This is a genomic window from Myxococcales bacterium, from assembly GCA_016712525.1.
GTDB lineage: Bacteria > Myxococcota_A > Polyangia > Polyangiales > Polyangiaceae > JAAFHV01.
In genome coordinates, this window is sequence record JADJQX010000008.1 from 1,158,596 (window position 1) to 1,177,454 (window position 18,859).

The following is an 18,859-nucleotide window of genomic DNA, read 5'->3' on the forward strand; positions in this document are numbered from 1 at the left end:
CCCTACGGCACACGGAATGCAACGGAAGGTGGCATGCCTCGCTCGGCCCCCCTCCGCTCGCTCGTCCGCTTCGCGCTCGCCGTCACGCCCGTGGGGCTCGCGCTCGCGTGCAGCCCGGACGCCGATCCGCCCGCCGCATCGTCGCTCGTCGTAGGCCTCCAGGGCGACGAGCTCCGCACCTTGCTCTCGGAAGTGACCGTGTCGACCAAGGTCGACGGCAAGGTCGCCAAAGAAGAGCGCATCACGCGCGACGCGAACGGGATCATCCCTTTCCCGCGCGAGCTCGTGCTCGAGGGCGCTCCCGGCGCGAAGGTCGAGGTCGAGGTGGTCGGCACGGGGACGACGTTCGGCTCGACGGCCAGCGCGGAGCTCGTGAGGCGGCGCGCCGTCACCGTGATCCCGCGCGAGAAGCGGCTGCTCCGGCTCGCGCTCGAGGGCGCGTGTGTCGTCGCCCCGGGCACCTCCGCGGCGGTGTGCACGGGCGACACGTGCCGGGGCGGGCGCTGCGTCTCGCCCGACGTGCCCGAGGCCGCGCTCGAGCCCTACGCGACCGACTGGCCGGTGAACCAGCCGGACATCTGCCGCCCGGCCAACGCCGGCGCCCCCGAGGTCGTGCTCGGAAAGGGCCAGACCGACTACGGTAACCTCACCGACGGCGAGACCCTCCGCCTCGAGCGCGGGCCGCAGGGTGGGCACCACCTGTGGGTGGCGCTCCGCATGAAGAACATCAAGCAGGCCGGCACGCGGACGCTCATCACCGCGGTGCAGCCCGGCACCGGCCTCAAGGCCACGCCGGCCGCGTTCGTGTTCGGCTTCGAGCCCGACGAGGGCGGGTACTGCAAGCTCTACGGCCTACGTTTCCAGGTCGACGCGGGCGGCGCGCTCGGCGAGGCGCACAAGCCCTTTTTGGGCAAAGACCTCGACATCACCATCGAGGTCACCGACGTGGCAGGCCGCACGGCGCGCGCGACGAAGCGTGTGCACGTGGCCGACAAGCTCCTCTGCCCGGACGGCACCGAGGCATGCAACGGCTCGTGACGGCGCGCGCCCCCGAGCACTTCAGGGCGTGAAGTCCTCGCCGCTCGGCTTGGGCGGCGGCTTCGGCGCGGGCTTCGGATCGCCCGCGGGCTTCGGATCACCTGCAGGCTTCGGATCACCTGCGGGCTTCGGCGCGGGCTTGGGGGCGGCCTTCGGCGGCGGTTTTTTCGCGGGAGCGGCGCTCGCCGACGCTTGGGCCGAGGCCGAGGGCGCGGGCTCCGGGGTAGGCGCCTGTTTGGGGAGGTATTGCGCGCCGACCGTCTGGCCGAGGTCTTCGGCGAACTTGCGAGCTTCGCGCGCGTGCTCCTCGGCTTCCTTCACGAGCTCTCGCATTTTGTAGGCCGAGGCCGCGAGCTCGTTCTCCGCGTCGCGCCGCTTGGAGGCGTCGGTCGGGTAGTCTTTCGGCACGCCGGGGCGCAGCGCGTCGGCCTCTTTGGCGAGCTCTTCGTACTTTCCCACCCGAGAGAGCACCTTGTCGGCGCGCTCGAGCTCGCCTTTGGCGCACGTGTCGACCTCGGGTACGGCGGCCACGCTCGACGACTTCACGCGCGCGCGAATGGCCGAAAGAATGGTCTCCTTCGTGGCGTGCGGCAAGAGGCCGAGGCTCGCGACGAGCGCCTTGCGGTTGTCGCGGCGTTGTTCGTTCCACCCCTCGGCGCCCACCTGCTCGGCGTGCACCTTCTTCAAGAGCTCGTCGTACGTCGGGTTGCCGACGGTGGCGAGCTGGCCGCGCCCGACGCGTGTGTTTTGGTAGGGCTCGCAGCCGACGACCGCGAGCCCACCGAGGCCGAGGCACACCGCGAGAGCCACAGCTCGCATCCGCATCATGTTCCGCACCATCTCCGACGAGACCTACCTTGGGTTAGTTGCCGCAGGTGATGGGCACGGCGACCAGCCGGTAGCCCTCTTCTTTGGACGAGAAATAGGCCAAAATCCCCTTGCCGCTCGCGTCGACGGCGCCCCTCGCCTGCCCCGCGTTCACGCCGCTCGGAGACACCTCGATGGGCGCACCCGACGAGTCTCCGGAGGCGTCGACCACGTGCGCGCGTACGACGCGACCGTTCTCCGGACCTTCGGTCCACGTGAGGAGGTACGCGCCACCGGCGAGGCCGAGGAGCGACGGGGAGATCACGCTGCCCCCGGGCCCACCCTTCGGCAACACGAAGGGCTTCGGCTCGAACGCGGCCCCACCGACCTTGCCCCCGAAGAGACGGAGCGTCCACGGACCGTCTCCCGAGCGCTCCGCGAACGCCGAGAGCCACGTCCCCTCGCTCACCGCGAGCGCGGGCGCGCCGATCTTGTCGCCCACGCCCTTGGCCTTCTGCACCTCGCCGAGCGGGGCGAGATCGGCGGACGTGAACCCCACGTGCACGGAGCCCGAATGACGAAACGCGACGCCCACGCCCTTGTCGGAGGTGGTGACGACCCGGAGGCCCTCGACGGGCCCTTCCCCCACGGCGAACAGGTCCTTCGCGCCCGTGCGGAGATGCGGCGCGTAGGCGATGGACGAGCCGCCGACACCCACGTCGATCGGGGGGTCGAGCGGGGCCACGCGACGCGAGGACAACCCTAGGATTTTCTTGTCGATTTCGACCGAGAGCTCCAACTTGCCCTTGCGCAAGAACGGCAGCACTCGCCGGACGGGCTCGCCCATCGTGAGCTTGCCGGCCGCCGTCGGAGCGAGCCCCTCGCCGACCTTCACGAGGTGCCCCTCCTTGGGACTCGACGCGTAGCCCACGGCGAGCACACCGCCCTCGGCGAGCACCTCGACGCCCGCACCGAGCGAGGTCTTCTCGGCGAGCGTCACGGCGTCCCCCGTGAGCTTGCACGTGACGCTCGGGGCAGCAGGAGGAGGTGGTGGCACCGAGGCCGAGGCCGGAGGCGGCGCGGACGCGGAAGCGAGGGCCACGGCGCTCGCGCTCCCCCCCGACGCGACGCTCGACGACGCCGATGGAGAGGGCTTCGCCTTCGTGGCCGACGGGTCGTCTCCGCCGGAGCACGCCTTCACGAGCCCCGCGAGCACGAGGACGCCGAACGCCGCCGCCGACACCCCGACCACGGGCAAAAAGAAGCGATTTTCCTTCGACTTCGCCTCGGCGAACGCGCGCGCCTTGGCCACCACGGGGCCGAGTGTCTTTCGGAGCTGGTCGATGGGCGAAGGCGCGACGACCCCGGAGAGATCGACCTCGGAGCCGGCGGCGTCGCGTGAGCCTTCGGGGCGAGATGGGCTCGGCTCCTTCGGCGGCTCGTCCCGGTCGGCGCGCTGGAAGTACGCCGCCGCGTCGGAGGTGGGTTGGCTCGCCGGGGGAGGCACGACGACGGGGTGTGGAGAGATCTCGCCCACGGGGAGCCCGATGCCGATCGCCGTCGGCACCGAGATGCCCGAGCGCGGAGGAGCGTCGACCGAGCCCGAGCCCGACTCGACGGGCGCAAACGGCGTGACGGGCGCTGCGGCGGGCGCCACCACGGGGGCCACGGGCGTGCCGTCGGGGCCAACCGGGGAAGGCGTCCCGAAGAGGGACGTCGGGACGGGCGCGGCTTTCGGTGCATCTTGCACGGGAGTGCCGAAAAGCGACGTAGGTACGGGCTTTTGGGCGTCGGCTTGGTCGGCCTTCGGTGGGCCTTCGGGCGCGATCGGGGAGGGCGTCCCGAAGAGCGAGGTCGGCACGCTGACCGAGGACCCGGCCGCAGGCGCGGGATCGGCCGCGACCTTCGCGGGCTCTCGAGCGGCGGCGACCGTGGCCGCGAAAGGGAGCGCCGCGGGGATCGCACCCGTGCTGTCGGCCGAGAGGAGCAGAGAGGAGGAGAGCTCCTCGGCGGCGAGCGGTACGGAGGGCGCGACGGGCGCGACGGGAGGCGGAGGGCGCGACGCGAGCGGCTTCGGCGCCGGTGGCGGTTGGCTCCGAACGGGGCGCGCGAGCTCGAACGCACCACTCTCGGCCGACTCGAGCAGCGAAGACGAGAGCTCCTCGGCGGCGAGCGGAACGGAAGGAACGACCGGCGGAGGAGGGCGCGACGCGAGCGGCTTCGTCGCCGGTGGCGGCATCGACGGGCCCTTGGGTGCCGGCGGCGGCATCGACGGGGCCTTGGGCGCCGGTGGCGGCATCGACGGACCGCGAGGCCCCGACTTGGGCTTCGACGACCGCGGCTCGACGTAGCTGTACGAGGAGCTCGACTCGTCAAGGAGGGAGCTCGACGAGAGCTCTTCGGCCGAAGCGGGTGCGGCTGGGACGTTCGGCGCCGGGAGCAGATCTTTCGACGGCGCAGCCGGCGCGGGTTTGGGCGTGTGCATCGCCGCGGGCACGGCGGGGGCCGTCGGGCGGAGGAGAGGACCGACCGGGGCGGCCGACCACGAGAGCTCGTCGGTCATCGCGGGCGGGGGCGCGGGCGAGAGCGCGGGCGCGGGTGGAGGCGCGGGCGACGCGAGAGGCGTGGTCACGGGGCGCTGCACGGCGGGCATCCCGAGCTGCGTGGCGAGCTTCGAGGGGAGCGCCTTCGGGACCGGCGCGACCTCGGGGGGCTTCGCCGAAGCCGACGGAGCCGACGGTGGCTCGGGCTTGGGGCCCGACGCAGGCGGCTCGGGCAACTTCGGGCCCGAAGGCGCGGCTTTGGGAGCGCTCGCGGGGGGCGCAGGGACCGGCGCGGAAGGGCGCGAGTGGCCGGGCGGCGCTGCCTGCGGCGCGGCGAGGGGGACGTAGGGAGGGGGCGGCGGAGGCTCGGCGTGCGTCGCCGTGGCAAGCCCGCCAGAGGCCTGCGCCTCGTACTGCGATTGAGCGGCGACGACGGCGAGAGGAGGCGGTGGGATGTTCGGCAGGAGCCCATGCTCGGCCGAGAGCGCGCTCGACGACAGCTCGGGAACCTCGCGGGCTTCGCGCCACGCGACCCAACCGGCGCACCACACGGGCGCGTTCGGGGCCACGAGCCCCGAGGCGAGCGCGGCACGAAGCTCATCGAGGCGGATGCGTCGTTGCTGGCCTGAAGGATCGGCCCAGCGCCACTCGGTGTCGTGCATGCCGTCGTGGAGAATACATGGCCCGAGGGCACGAAAACGACTTCGTCGCACGTCCGACGGCGAACGTGCGCACATGCCACCACATCGCTCCCGCGCCGGCGAGACCTCGGCCCTGCGCACCTACGGGCCGGGAGCGGCCTCGGCGAACGCGACGACGGCCTCCACGACGACCTCGGCGCCTGCGTGCGTGAGGGCTTCACGGCACGCGGCGAGCGTGGCCCCCGTCGTGCGCACGTCGTCCACGAGCAGGACCCGCACACCCCGGAGCCGAGCCGCTCGCGACGCGGGCACGACGAACGCGCCCTCGAGATTCGTAAGGCGCCCTTCCTTTCCGAGGCTGGCCTGCGCGAGCGTCGGGCGCACCTTCGCGAGGCCGTCGACGACGAGGGGGAGCTCGAGCCCACGCGCGAGCTCCCGCGCGATCAACGCCGCCGGGTCGAACCCACGCTCCGCGAGGCGCTTCGGATGAACGGGCACCGGGACGACGGCCTCGGGGACGTGCGCGAGGATGGCTCGACGACCGCGGAGGAGGAGCGCGCCGAGGGGCCGCGCGAGGTCGTCGCGTTTTCCGTACTTGAACCGGATGATGCCGTCGCGGACGGCGCCGCCGTAGACGAAGGGAGAGATCAGCGGCACCACCGACTCGCCCCGAGGGAGCGCGACACGGGCGCCGGGGACCTTCTCGATCGATGCGCCGCACGCGCCACAGAAGACGGTCTCGAGCGGCACGGGACCGTCGCATCCTGTGCATCGAGGCTCGGCGATGGCGGCCACGGCGTTCGCGAAGAGCCAGCGAAAGAAGGGGAGCATGCCGCCCTCTTCGGCAGGACCGCCTGGTTCGTTGCGTGGAAAATGAACGGCCGACGAGTGAGCGAGCTCCGGGGGGAGCGCGACGACGCCCGCCGGATCACCGCGAGAAGAGCCAGTCTTCGGCCGAGAGCGACAAGACGCGGTGGGGGACCTCCCGTCCCGGCGGTCCGAGGTGCCGGACCTCGGAGGTCGGCTCGAACCCGCAGCGTTCGGCGAGGCGCACGCTGCGTGTGTTCGAGGGCGTGATCACGGCCTCGAGCGCGTGGACCTCGGCGCATTCGAACGCGAATCGTACGACCGCGAGCACCGCCTCGCGCGCGAGCCCCTTGCCTTCCTCGCCGACGTCGACCCAGTAGCCGAGCTGGCCGACACGAGGGCCGCCCGGCGCGAGCCCCGAGACCACGACCTTCGCCAGCACGGGCGCCGAGGGAGCCCCGCCGCTCTCTCGAGGGAACGCGTAGAACGCGAACGCCGTCCCTCGGCGGAACGCCGCGCGCTCGGCCGCGACACGCGCCGCGACGGCGACGAGCGAGGCCGAGGGGACGTCGGGGCCGACGGTCGCGAGGTGCCGCGCGTTCTTCGCGAGGGCGCGAGAGATGGTACCGACATGGTCCTCGGACGCGGGACGGAGGACGAGGCGATCGGTGGAAATCCGCGTTCCCAATCCGTTTTTCGTCGCTCTTCGTCCGCGCGTCGCCATGGCCTCAGAGCATATGGACGGGGTCGACGTCGACGTGGGCACGCACGGCGTGGGGGAGCGTCGGGAGGGCGCGCGAGACGGCGAGCGCCGCGGCCCGAAGGGTGGCTCGGTCCGAACCGCGGAGCATGACCCTGAACCTGTGACGGTTGCGGAGGCGCGCGAGCGGCGCAGGGGACGGACCGAGCACGTCGAGCTTCCCGGTGTCGCCGGCGACCGCGCGGGCCACCTCGGCCAGCACCCTCGCCCCCTCGAGGGCCACGTCGGGATCGACGGCGTCGACGCGCACGAGCACCATGCGTGAGTACGGCGGGTACCCGAGCTCCCGCCGGTTCGCGAGCTCGGCTTCGACGAACCCGTTCGTGTCGTGCGACACACCGAACCTCACGGAGGGGTGCTTCGGATCGTACGTCTGCACGATGACCTGCCCGGGAGACTCCCCTCGCCCGGCCCGCCCCGCGACCTGGACCAGCAGCTGGAAGGCGCGCTCGCTCGCCCTGAAATCGGGCATCGAGAGCGCGGCGTCGGCGGCGATCACCCCCACGAGCGTGACCTCCGGGAGATCGTGGCCTTTCGTGACCATCTGCGTGCCCACGAGGATATCGATCTCGCGGGATCGCATCTTCTCCAGGATTTTTTCGGCGTCCTTTCCGCTCGCGACGTCGCGGTCGAGGCGAGCGACCTTCGCGGTGGGGAACGCCGCGGCGAGGGTCTCTTCGAGGCGCTCGGTCCCTACGCCTTCGAGGGCCACGTCGGGAGATTTGCACGCGGCGCACGCGGTACGCACGGGCTCTTCGTGATCGCAGGTGTGGCACCGGAGCACGTTCTTCGTCTTGTGGAACGTGAGCGCGACCGAGCAGTTCGGGCACGACGCGACGGCGCCGCACGTCTCGCACCGAAGCGCGGGCGAGAAGCCTCGGCGGTTCAAGAAGAGGATGGTCTGCCCCTTGGCCTCGAGGTTCTTCTCGAGCGCACGATAGAGCGGGAGGCTGAGGCGCTTGTCGCCCGTGGGCCCGGCGCCGATGCGCTTCAGGTCGACCACGGTCACCTTGGGGAGCTCTTGGGCGCGCGCCCGCTCGGGCAGCGCGAGGCGCGTGATTTTTCCCGTGCGAGCGAGGTACTCGCTCTCGAGCGAGGGCGTGGCGGTGCCGAGCACGCACACCGCGCCGGCGCGTTGGGCACGGAGGAGCGCCATGTCGCGCGCGTGGTAGCGCACGCCCTCTTCCTGTTTGAACGACGGATCGTGCTCCTCGTCGACGATGACGAGGCCCAAGCTCGGCGTGGGCGCGAACAAGGCCGACCGCGCGCCGATGGCTACGTCGACCCCGCCGCTCCGCAGCGAGTGCCACATCTTGTGGCGCTCCTTCGGGGTGAGACCGGAGTGGAGCACGGCCACCCCGTCGCCGAAACGAGCACGGAAACGGGACACGAGCTGCGGGGTCAGCGCGATCTCCGGGACGAGCACGATCGCGCCCTTCCCGAGGCGCTTGGCCTCGCCGATCGCGCGGAGGTACACCTCGGTCTTGCCGGACCCGGTGACGCCGTGGAGCAAGAAGGCGGAGGGGGCCTTCGCCTCGAGCGCCCGCGTGATCGCGAGACGCGCGGCCTCTTGCGCGGCCGTGGGCGCCTTCTCCACGTCGCGGGGCACCTCCACGTCGAAGAACGGGTCGTCGGGCGCCTCGGCCTCGAACACCCTCACGACCTCGAGCGCCTCGAGCCGCTTCACCATCGTGCGCGCGGAGGCCCACTCGTCGGCGAGCCTCGCGAGGGGCATTTTCCCTGCTGCGCGCAGCTTCGCCAGCATCGCCTTCGCGCTCGCGGAGAGCTTCTGCTCTCGCTCGGCGTCGACGGTCTGTGTGGGCTCGGCGAACGTGACGATGCGCCCGCCGATGCCCTTCTTGGTCGAGAAGAGCGTCGGGCGCATCTCGACGGCCTTGAGCGTCTTGTGCTCCTCGGGAGGCAGCGCGAGCTTCGTCACCTCTCCGATGGGTGCGAGGTAGTATGCCGAGAGCTCCCGCAGGAACGAGAGCAGCTCCTCGGGGAGCCCGAGCCCGTCGACCACCTCGGCCACCGCGCGCATGCGCTTTCCCGGCGGCGCCTCTTCGTCGACCACGTCGAGCACCACACCAAGCTCGCGACGCGCCCCGAGCGGGCACACCACACGCGCGCCCCTCACGCACACCGAGGCGAGCTCTTCGGGCACCACGTACGAGAGCGAGTGCGGCAACGGCACGGGCAGCGCCACCTTCGCGATCCTCACGCGCGCTCCTCACGCATCGGGGGCGTGTGCGAGAACGAGTGCGGTGCCGCGCTGACCGTCGTCATGCGCCGAGACCTCTAGCCCGATTTCGCCTCGAGGTCAGCCGCACCAGCAGCAAAACCCTTACATATCGAGCACTTACAAAGTACGGGCTCAGCCCTTGAGGAGGGCGATAGCCACGAGCACGGCGACGAGGGCGGCGACCGCCACCGCGATCAGGGGGCCCTTGGACTTCGGGGCGTCGACCGCGCGGTCGATCTTCTGCGAGACGGGGGCGTCCAGCACCGCGGCCGAGAGGGAGCTCGGAGCCTCCGGCACGTGCGGCGGAGACGCGGCGAGGTCGGCGCGGAAGGCGCGCATGGCCCGGTGCGACACCGGGTTTTTCATGAGCGGGGGGACGGAGTCGGGCGGGAGCTCCGGATCGGAGGGCTCGGCGTCGCGGATCGCGACGTCGCTGCTCGAGGGCGGCGGAGGCGCGGCCATGACGGGGGGCGCGGGGCTCTTCTCGTCGGACGAGGTTCCGAGCGGCGACGAGCGAGCCACGTCGCGTTCGAGGGCCTTTCGGCGCGTGACGGTCTCGGTCCCGAAGCTCGTGACGAGGAAGTCCCCGAGGCGGAGCGGGCTCACCGTGAACTTCGCGGCGACCATGTAGTCTTCGAGGTCCCGCAGCATCGCCGAGGCCGACGCGTAGCGGTTCGTCCGATCCTTCGCGAGCGCCTTCGCGACGATGGCGTGGAGGCGCTCCTCGTCTGGGAGGCCGTGTTTCTCGAGCGGAGGGATGTCGGCGGCCTTGGCCTGCTCGAGGAGCGAAGCTTCTCTTCCTTTGGTCGTGTAGAGGCGCCGACCCGAGAGCAGCTCCCAGAGCAAGATACCCGTCGCGAAGACGTCGGCGCGGGCGTCGAGCTTCTCGCCGTTCGCGTGTTCGGGGCTCATGTACCCGGCCTTGCCCTTGATGGCCTCGTCCATGTTGGCGTCGCTCGACGCGGCCTGGAGGAGGTTGTTCGCGTGGGCGATGCCGAAGTCGCACAGCTTGACCTCGCCCTCGTACGAGACGAGGACGTTCGACGGGGAGACGTCGCGGTGCACGATGCCGAGGGGGTCGCCGTCGTCGCTCATGCGGCGGTGCGCGTAGTCGAGGCCGCGCAGCACGTCGCACACGATCCCGAGCGCGAACTCGACCGGGAGCGCGACCTTGGCCTGCGAGCACTTGCGGAGGAGGGCGTTCAGATCGAACCCCTCGACGTACTCCATCGCGATGTAGAGCTTGTCGCCCTCGCGCCCGAGGTCGAACACCTGGACGATGTGGGCGTGGCTGAGGCGCGCGGCGAGCTTCGCCTCGTGGATGAGCATCTCCGCGAACTCGGACGAGCCGGCGAACTGCGGGAGGATCTCCTTGACCACCGCGAGGCGCGAGGCCCCGAGCTCGGTCTCGGCGCGCGCGAGGAAGATCTCGGCCATGCCGCCCTTGCCGATCGCGTCGAACAGCGTGTACCGGCCGAACCTCCGGGGGAGGCCGGCGCGGGAATCTCGCTCGACGGCGGGCTTGTCGGTCACGGGGCGACTCTTGCGGGAGGCACGTCCGAACGTCAAGAAAACCGCGCTCGAGAGGCCACGAAAGCCGCGTTTTTCGGCATCCGGGCCGACGCCGGGGCTCCTTCGATCGGCGCAAAGGTCCCGGCGAGGCCGAGTCGTGCGAAGCTCGTGCCGTGCGAACCGCCCCCGACCTCGCTCGCCACCCCCTCGCCGCCGCGGCGGACCTCTCGCGCGAGCGTGTGCGAGGGCCCGCTCGACTCGAGGTGACGCGAGTGGGCTCGGCTCTGGGCGTAGCGCTCCTCCTCTCCGCCTGCGAGCCTCCGGCTACGCCCGAAACGCCCAAGTCCGCGGTGAGGGCCGCGCCGCTCTCGCTCGTACCTTTCCTCGTGGACGATCCCCGCGGGGCCGTGCCCATCGAGGCCGACCTCCGCCGGAGCACCGTGGTCGTGGGGTACGACGGCTCCGGGCTCCGGCTCCTCCGTGACTGCACGACGGATGCAACCTACACCTTCACGGGGAGCGCGCCCGAGCCCGTCCGCAAGATCTTCTCGGGGTACCTGCCGGCGGAGCTTCCGCTAACGGGACGCGCGCTCGCCGACCGGCTCGGGCCCGAGCTCGAACGCGGGGCGCTCTTGACCCTCGACGCCGTGCTCTCGGGGACGTTCACCCTCACGCGTGTGCCCCAGCGGGGCGAGCTCCGCGGAGCATGTGCGGGGGCGACCCACATCGTCGTATCGGCCGGTGTGGGGGCGTTTCGGTTCGGTCTCGACCGGCGCGGCGTTCGAGACACCATCGCCGCCTCCGTGGGCGCGGCCGCCATCGAGCGCGGCCCCGTCCTGACCGTGGGCGAATCGGGAGAAGCCGCCGCGTGCGAGGTCGCTTCTCCCGAGGCGAAAGCCCCCCCGAAGCGCTGCGACGGCCTCGTCCGCCTGGCGCTCGATCCGCTGGATCCCTGACGCTTCCACGGGATCCTAGGGGACGGTGCGAGGCGGCTCGGGGCCCCGAGCCGCGGCGGGATGCGTCACTTCTGCCCGAGGAAACGCGACTCGAAGTACCGATGCGAGAGCGTCGCCAGCGCGACCGAGAGCGGCAAGGCGATCGCGAAGACCGCCGCCCCGCTCGCCACCTCCGAGGAGACGACCCTCTTCGCGACGAAGATGGCCGCGAGGTGGAGCATGTAGATGCCGTAGCTCACCTCGCCCACGTGGCGGACGGGCCGAAGGCGCAAGACCTCGGCGAGCCCCGAGTCCTCCCTGACGACGCACGCGACCACGAGCAAGACCAAGAGCCCCTGCGTCGCGAGCAGCGACACGTGGCTCGTGGCGAGCGAGAAGACCACGGCGCCGAGCACGACCGGCGCGGCGACGCGGCTCCCCACGAGGCGAACCGCCCACGCGAAGCCGCGTTCCGTGTGGAGTACACATGCCGCGAAGGCGCCGAGCACGAGCGGCGGCCTCAAGCTCGACACGATGGCGAGGGGGAGCCCGGACAGCACGCGCCCGCCGGCCAAATCGACGCCCAAGAAACCGAGCGCGACCACCGCGGCCACGAGCGGCCCGCGCCGAGCCACGTGCGGCCACACGGCGTAGAACTGCTCCTCGACGGCGAGCGACCACGCGTAGGCGAACAGGATCGGGTGCGCGACGCTCGTGTCGACGAACCACGTGCTCGTGAACGTGGCGTAGAAGGGCACGCTCGCGAAGAAGTGCGCGCGAACCGGCGAGGCCGCATCGAGAGAGAGTGCGCGCACGCACGTGAGGGCGAGCACGGCGTAGTAGAGCGGCAAGATGCGCCGCGCGCGCCGGCCGTAGAAGCCCGCGATGCCCACCGTGCCGGTTCGCGCTCGCTCGCGGAGGAGCAGCGTAGTGATGAGGAATCCGGAGATCGCGAAGAAGAGGTCGACGCCGAGCGGGCCCTTCCCCAAGATCCCCTCGAGGACCCGAGGCGTCGCGTGGTGGTACACGACGGGCACGACCGCGAGGAAGCGGAGGCCGTCGAGCGAACCGAACCTCCGCACCTCGAGGTAAGCCGCATGCGCGCGTCTCGGGTCCACGAGCGCGGTCTATACCTTCGATCGCGCGCGTTGGCGTGAGCGGCGTGGGCCCCCGCGCTTTTCGAGGCGAAACGTGGGCTCGCTTCTGGTAGAGCGCCTCGCCCGTGTCCCTCTTCCGTGGCTCCCTCACCTACGTCCGCTTCTTCGTCGCCGGCGAAACCCCCGACGACCTCGAGAGCAAAGGCCTCACCCAGATCCGGCGCAAGATGCAGCGGCCGCTCCTCGCCGAGGACGACGAGTCCGAGCGCTCCGGTTGGTGCAAGGTCGCGAGCGCCTTCGATCTGGAGGTCGACCATATGGATGTATTTTACAACGAGTTCGTGAACCTCGGGTTCCGCACGGACAAGTGGGCCATCCCGGGGGCGCTCCTCCGCGCCAAGCTCGGCGAGGCCGAAAAGGCCTACCTCGAGAAGAAGGGCCGCGAGCGGCTCTCCAAGAAGGAGAAGCTCGAGCTCAAGGACCTCGTCTCGCGAAAGCTGCGAAAGAGCCTCACCCCGCAGGTGCGCGTGAACGACGTCTCGTGGGACACGACCTCGGGGCTCGTACGTTTCTTCGGCACCTCCCCGAAGGCGCACCTCGCCTTCACGGAGCTCTTCGAGAAGACCTTCGGCGTGAAGCTCGTGCGCGAGGCCCCTTTCACGCTCGGCACACGCCTCGGGCTCACCAAGGCCGAAGAGGCCTCCCTCGGGGACTCGGAGCCCCTCACGATCGCCTCGAGCGACGACGAAGGCTAAAACGTCATGGATCTTTACCAAAGCGTCGAACGCACCCGTTTTCTCGGGCGGGAGCTGCTCCTCTTCTTGTGGTTCGAGAGCGAGATCTTCGAGGCCACCCTCTCGACGAGCGCCCACGGCTCGTTCGGGTTCTGGGTCGAGAAGGAGCTGTCGCTGGGCGTCGAAAAAGAGACGACGCGCATCAAGGGATCTCTGCCCGGCAAGGCGCGCGAGGCCAAAGAGTCGCTGCTCCTCGGCAAGACCCCGGAGAAGATGGGCTTCCGCCTCGTCCTCGGCGAGCGCGAGGCGAGCTTCGCCCTCCGCGGAGACACGCTCGCGCTGTCGGCCGTGTCGCTTCCCACGGTGCTCGATCAGGGCGACGACGACCCGCTCCTCGAGGCGCGCCCGATGGTGAAGAAGCGCCGCGAGCGCGACGCGGACCGAGAAGCCGAGCGTGTGGCCGTCGAGGAACAAGAGGCGTTCTTCGAGCGCATGCGGCTCCTCCGCGAGGTCGAAGAGATCGTCGAGGCGCTCTACCGCGATTTCCTCGCGCTGAGGCTCGGCCCCGCCTACCGCGGGTTCGTCGCCGACACGCTGCTCGCGTGGGCCCGCGGAGAAGAGATCGACGCCGAAGCCTACGAAAAGCGTCGAAAGGCCGCGCTCGGTACCGGCGGCAAGCGGCGCTGAGGCCCGCTCTCGGGTCGGCTTTGCTTGACGCGAGCGCAAAGGCGGGCTCCCATCCGCCCCGATGAGTGGCAAGCGCGACGACGACGAGGCGAACGACAAGCGCCCCGACGCGCCTCCGACCTCCCGCCTCGGGCGCCTCATGAAGCTCGGCGCGCTCGCGCCCAAGGCGATCCCGTTCGCGACGAACGCCATGAAGAAGGCCGTCGGCATGGGGCAAACTCCCGCCGACGTCGAGCGTGAGCGCGAGGCCCTGCGCGCCAACGCGAAGGCGGCCGCCGAGGCCATGCTGAAGACGCTCGGCGAGATGAAGGGCCTCCCGCTCAAGCTCGGGCAGATGGCCTCGTACATCGACGGCCTCGCCCCGCCCGGCTACGAAGAGAAATTCCAGGAGGTGCTGAAGGGCCTCCAAGCGAAGGCACCGCCTCTCTCGCGCGAGGCCGCGCGCAAGGTGGTCTCCGCCGAGCTCGGCACGCCCGAGGAGGTCTTCGCCGCGTGGGACGACGACCCCTTCGCGGCCGCGAGCGTGGGCCAGGTCCATCGCGCGACGACACGAGGGGGCGACCGGGTGGCGGTCAAGGTGCAGTACCCCGGCATCGACAAGGCCATCGAGAACGACCTGAAGAGCCTCTCGCTCCTCGAGCAGATGATCGCGCCGGTGGGCCGCCGCTACCACACGAAGGAGACCCTCGACGAGATCAAGGGCGTCTTCCTCGCCGAGCTCGACTACGGCAAAGAGGCCGACGCGACCGAGCTTTTTCGGGCGATGCACGAGGGCGACCACGACATCGTCATCCCGCGCGTCCATCACTCGCTGTCCACGCGGCGCGTGCTCACGACCGAGCTCATCGGCGGCGTCGACTACAAAACGTTCTGCGCCGAGGCCTCGCACGAGGACCGCTGCAAGGCCGGAGAGACGATCTGGCGCTTCATGATGCGCCCGCTCTTCAAACACGGCGTGCTCTACGCCGATCCGCACCCCGGGAACTACCGCTTCCTCGGCGGCGGCAAGGTCGCGTTCCTCGATTTCGGCTGCCACAAAATCCTCTCGCCCGAGCTCATCGCCGGCGAAAAACGCTACGTGACCGCGGCGATGGACGAAGACTGGGACACCTTCTACCGAGCGTGTGTCGAGTTCCTCGGCTTCGACCCGACGGACGAGCCCGCCTTCGCGCTCTACACCGAGTACACGAAGTTCGTGCTCATTCCGCTCACGAAGGACGCCCACTACGTGCACTCGCACGAGGCCGCCCGGGAGACCGTGGCGTTCCTCGCGCGTGGCGTGAAGAAGCTCGTCAAAGAGGCCGACGCGACCATCCCGGCGCTGCCGAAGCCCATTCACATGCCCACCGAGCACACGTTCATGAACCGCCTGCAGTGGGGGCTCGCCAGCGTGATGGCCGGGCTCGGCGCCGAGGGCAACTACCATAGGATCACGGAAGCGTGGATTCGCGGACCGTACGTCCCCCCGCCGCGCTGATCGGTGGGGCCGGAGGGCGTCGTCGCGTGAGCACGCGCGCGCCCGCTCCATCGCCGTCCACGCACGAGCACACACGGCGCGATCGCTCTACGAAGCTCTCCCCCGGACCTTTCGTCGAGGGAGAGAACCGCCTCTACCTCGGGGACAACCTGCCCGTGCTCGGCGCCCTCGCTCGCGAGCTCGGGCCGGTCTTCGCGCTCGCGTACCTGGACCCACCTTTCAACACCGGGCGTACCTTCGACGAGTACGACGATACCCGCTCGCGCGAGGCTTGGCTCGCGATGATGGAGCCCCGCGTGGAGCAGGCGCGCGATCTCCTCCGCGACGACGGCGCGCTCGTCGCCGAGATCGACGACACCGAGCTCGGGCCACTTCAGTGCCTGCTCGATCGGGTCCTCGGCGCGAAGAACCGCGTCGCGACGATCACCGTCGTGCGGAGCGCCGCCACGGGGCACAAGGCCTCCAACGTGGGCCCCGTGAACGTGGCCGACTACCTGCTCGTGTACGCCAAGAGCCGCGCGTCGTTCCGCCCCACGCCCCTCTACCGTCGACGCGCGGGAATCGACGGCGCCTACAGGTCGTTCCTCGAGAATCCGGACGCCGCCCCCGAACACTACCGGTTCTCCCCGCTCGCCGCGGTCGTCGCGCACGAGCACGGCTACCCGAGCGCGCGCGCGGCTCGGACCGCGCTCGGGGCCGAGTGGGACGTGCGTGTCGCCACGTTCGCCGAGCGCAACGCGAGGCAGGTCGTGAGGTTCGCGCAGGTGCGCGTGGAGGCCGTGTCGAAGGCGGCCCGGATGCTCGTCGCGCGGTCGAAGGCGTCCCCGGAGAAGGTCTACAGGCTCGAGCGGCCGGGGCTGCCCGACCTCGTGCTCAAGGGCGGGAACCGCATGCTCACGCTCGCTCAGAAGCTACGCAGCCTCGCCGCCCACGGCGCGATCGATCCCACGGGAGCGTGCGCGCGGGTTCCCTGCGAACGACTCACCAACGTTTGGGACGACGTCCCGTTCCAGGGCCTCGCGCGTGAAGGCCATGTCACGTTCTCTCGCAACAAGAAGCCCGAGCGTCTGCTCGCGCGCGTGCTCGCGTCGACGACCCGAGAGGGCGACTGGGTGCTCGACCCGTTCCTCGGGAGCGGCACCACGGCGGCCGTCGCGTCGACCATGGGGCGCCGGTGGATCGGCATCGAGAGCGGCGCGCACGGCGAGACCCTCGCCATCCCGCGAATCACGCGGGTCGTTCGCGGAATGGACCAGACCGGTCTGCGCCGAGGTCAGGTCGCGCGCCTCCTCCCGAGCTTCGGGGTGTACCGTGCGTAGGACGGCCATCGCGCTCGGCGTGCTCGGGCTCGCCGCTGCCCTCGCGGCGGGCTGCAAGTCCCCGAGGACGGCCGAGGCCGACGCGGACGCCACGAACGCCTCGAGCGCCGTTTCCGCGAGCCCGAGGCCGAGCCTGGACGCCGACGTTCTCCCCGGCGACGCCGGCACGAGCGACGCGGCCGAGGCCCGTTCCCCTCGCGAGGTCCTCCACGACGACGTGCGCCGCGCGCGCTGGGAGAACGTCGAGACCGACGCCGCTCGCCTCCCCCCGAACGAACGAGACGCCCCTATCGTCAGGCTCGCACGCGCGCGCGCCGCGCTCGAGCGAAACGACGGGAAGCTCGCCGTGTCGCTCCTCGGGAAGCTCGAAGACGAGCTGCCTCTGCTCGAGGCGCGTGTAAAGCGCATGCGTCGCGCGGCGATGGCGGAGGTCGGGCCGTACGAAGTGGCCGCGGAAGGGTACTTCGCGGAGGGGACCCCGAAGGCCTACCTCTCGGCGGCGCGTGCGTACGAGCGCGCGGGCAACGCGGCGCGCGCCAGGCTCGCCTGTGACAGGGCCATCCAGGCCGACAAAAAGCCCAAGTCCGTCGAGCTCGAAGCGAGGAAGCTTCGGCTCGAGCTCCCCCACGACGACACCGCGACCGATCGCGACGACGCGCGCTGGATCGCCGTGAACGGCCCGACGAAGGACGCCGAACGAGCGCTCCAGAAGCTCGGTCACGCGCTCCCGTCCGAGGACTGGCTCCGCCGCGCGCACGTGCTCGCCGAGGCGGGAGACGTCGACGAGGCGCTCAAGTGCGTCGAGCGCGCCGCGAGCTCCAAGGGGCGCGCCACGGCCGACGACCTCTGCCACGCCAAGGCCGAGGCCCTCTACAAGTCGCGCTCCCGTTACGTCGAGGCGAGCCAGGCCTACACGACGTGCGAGCGCCGCGGAGGGCCCAAGGCCGCCGAGGACGCCTTCCTGTCCGCGAGGGCCCTCTCGCGCGCCGACAAGGATCGCGAAGCGCAGACCGCGATGAAGCGCGTGCGCGACCACTACGCCAAGTCTCCCTTCGCAGCGCAAGCCAAGTTCCACATCGCGCGCATCGCGTACTTCCACGGCGACTACAAAGAGGCGAGCACCGCGTTCGACGAGCTCACGAGCTCGCGAGACCACGGCGAGCGGGACGTGCCCCGCTACCGCGCGCTCTCCCACTTCATGGCCAAGGACTACGCCGGCGCGCGGCGCCTCTTCGAGGCCCTGGCCGACTCGGCCGACGAGAGCCGGAACCGCGCTCGCTACATCGACCTCGCCGCCCTCGCCGCCCTCCGAGACGGCGATCGCACACACGCGGTCGCGAGGTGGTCCGAGGTCGTGCGCACACACACCTTGACGTTCGCCGCGCTCGTCGCCCAGGGCCGCCTCGACGAAGCGAAGGCGCCGGCCGTCCCTTGGACCGAGCCTTCGGCGAGCCCGGCCGTGCCGATCGTCGTCAAGCTCCCCGCGCCGGTCGACGCCCTCCACGCCGTGGGCCTCGACGACGACGCCGAGGAGGAGCTGCGCACGCGGGAGGCGTTCGTCGAAGGCGAGAGCGCGGGGCGCGGCGTCGAGGCCTTGTGCGCCGCGTACGGCCAGCTCGAGCGCGCCAAGCGCCGCCACCAAATCGCGCTACGGGCGCCACAGAGCATGCTCTCCGAGTCACCCGAGGGGCGCGCGAGGTGGGTCTGGGATTGTGCGTTCCCACGCCCGTACGCCGGCGCCGTCACCGACGCCGAGTCATCCCTCGGCCTGCCCGTCGGCCTCGTGTTCGGAGTGATGCGCCAAGAGAGCGGCTTCGACGCCGAGGTCGTCTCCCCTGCGCGGGCCGTGGGCCTCCTCCAGCTCCTCCCCGAGACGGCCAAGGCGGTGGCCGAGCGCGCGGGTACGCCGTTCGATCCGGCGGAGCTCACGCGCCCCGAGGCCAACGTTCGGCTCGGCGCGCGCTACCTCCGCGAGCTCTCCGACAAGCTCGACGCGGACCCCCTCCGCGTAGCCGCCGCCTACAACGCCGGCCCCGACGCGGTCGTCAAGTGGCACGCCCGGAGCGCAGGCGTCGACGTCGAGGTGTTCGTCGAGTCCATCCCTTACGGAGAGACACGCGGCTACGTCGTGCGCGTGCTCGAGAACATGGCGCGCTACGCTCTCCTGACCAAGGGCGCCGCGGCCGTGCCTCGAGTGAAGCTCACGCTCTGAGGCACGCGCGGCCGCCCTCGGGACACGTCGGCTTCGGCCGCGCGAAAT

14 protein-coding genes are annotated in these 18,859 nt (G+C 71.0%); 7 read left to right on the top strand and 7 right to left on the bottom strand.

Annotated elements, in window-relative coordinates:
- The first annotated feature begins 33 nt into the window (after positions 1-33).
- Positions 34-1,038, top strand: a complete 1,005-nt coding sequence (locus IPK71_34510; protein MBK8218871.1) for a hypothetical protein — start codon at positions 34-36, stop codon at positions 1,036-1,038.
- A 21-nt stretch (positions 1,039-1,059) separates the two neighbouring features.
- Here IPK71_34510 and IPK71_34515 read toward each other — a convergent pair whose 3' ends face one another.
- The 6 genes from IPK71_34515 to IPK71_34540 form a co-directional block, all read right to left on the bottom strand.
- Positions 1,060-1,857, bottom strand: coding sequence for a hypothetical protein (locus IPK71_34515; protein ID MBK8218872.1), 798 nt, complete (start codon positions 1,855-1,857; stop codon positions 1,060-1,062).
- A gap of 43 nt (positions 1,858-1,900) precedes the next feature.
- Positions 1,901-5,050: a DUF4339 domain-containing protein gene (locus tag IPK71_34520; GenBank protein ID MBK8218873.1), complete on the bottom strand. Its 3,150-nt coding sequence runs from the start codon at positions 5,048-5,050 to the stop codon at positions 1,901-1,903.
- A 120-nt stretch (positions 5,051-5,170) separates the two neighbouring features.
- A complete protein-coding gene (locus IPK71_34525) occupies positions 5,171-5,860 on the bottom strand; it encodes a ComF family protein (GenBank protein MBK8218874.1) in 690 nt (229 codons plus the stop codon).
- Positions 5,861-5,957: 97 nt separating this feature from the next.
- Positions 5,958-6,524: a GNAT family N-acetyltransferase gene (locus IPK71_34530; GenBank protein MBK8218875.1), complete on the bottom strand. Its 567-nt coding sequence runs from the start codon at positions 6,522-6,524 to the stop codon at positions 5,958-5,960.
- Between the two features lie 40 nt (positions 6,525-6,564).
- The gene (priA, locus tag IPK71_34535; GenBank protein MBK8218876.1) at positions 6,565-8,817 is read right to left on the bottom strand and encodes a primosomal protein N'; all 2,253 of its coding nucleotides are present in this window, start codon (positions 8,815-8,817) and stop codon (positions 6,565-6,567) included.
- Positions 8,818-8,970: 153 nt separating this feature from the next.
- Entirely contained in the window at positions 8,971-10,371 is a 1,401-nt protein-coding gene (locus IPK71_34540) for a serine/threonine protein kinase (protein ID MBK8218877.1), read from the bottom strand.
- 152 nt (positions 10,372-10,523) lie between these two features.
- On the opposite strand from IPK71_34540, the gene IPK71_34545 reads away from it, so the two are divergent.
- Entirely contained in the window at positions 10,524-11,306 is a 783-nt protein-coding gene (locus tag IPK71_34545; protein MBK8218878.1) for a hypothetical protein, read from the top strand.
- Positions 11,307-11,371: 65 nt separating this feature from the next.
- On the opposite strand, the gene IPK71_34550 is transcribed toward IPK71_34545, so the two are convergent.
- Positions 11,372-12,403, bottom strand: coding sequence for an acyltransferase (locus IPK71_34550; protein MBK8218879.1), 1,032 nt, complete (start codon positions 12,401-12,403; stop codon positions 11,372-11,374).
- Between the two features lie 104 nt (positions 12,404-12,507).
- On the opposite strand from IPK71_34550, the gene IPK71_34555 reads away from it, so the two are divergent.
- From IPK71_34555 to IPK71_34575, 5 genes are all read left to right on the top strand, one after another.
- On the top strand, positions 12,508-13,137 hold the full coding sequence (locus IPK71_34555; GenBank protein ID MBK8218880.1) for a hypothetical protein: 630 nt from the start codon (positions 12,508-12,510) through the stop codon (positions 13,135-13,137).
- A 6-nt stretch (positions 13,138-13,143) separates the two neighbouring features.
- Complete coding sequence (locus tag IPK71_34560; GenBank protein ID MBK8218881.1) at positions 13,144-13,803, top strand: hypothetical protein; 660 nt, start codon at positions 13,144-13,146, stop codon at positions 13,801-13,803.
- A gap of 61 nt (positions 13,804-13,864) precedes the next feature.
- Entirely contained in the window at positions 13,865-15,280 is a 1,416-nt protein-coding gene (locus IPK71_34565; GenBank protein ID MBK8218882.1) for an AarF/ABC1/UbiB kinase family protein, read from the top strand.
- Positions 15,281-15,306: 26 nt separating this feature from the next.
- Complete coding sequence (locus tag IPK71_34570) at positions 15,307-16,599, top strand: site-specific DNA-methyltransferase (GenBank protein MBK8218883.1); 1,293 nt, start codon at positions 15,307-15,309, stop codon at positions 16,597-16,599.
- Complete coding sequence (locus tag IPK71_34575; protein MBK8218884.1) at positions 16,592-18,811, top strand: transglycosylase SLT domain-containing protein; 2,220 nt, start codon at positions 16,592-16,594, stop codon at positions 18,809-18,811. The genes IPK71_34570 and IPK71_34575 overlap by 8 nt, the downstream gene beginning before the upstream one ends.
- The last annotated feature ends 48 nt before the right edge of the window (positions 18,812-18,859 follow it).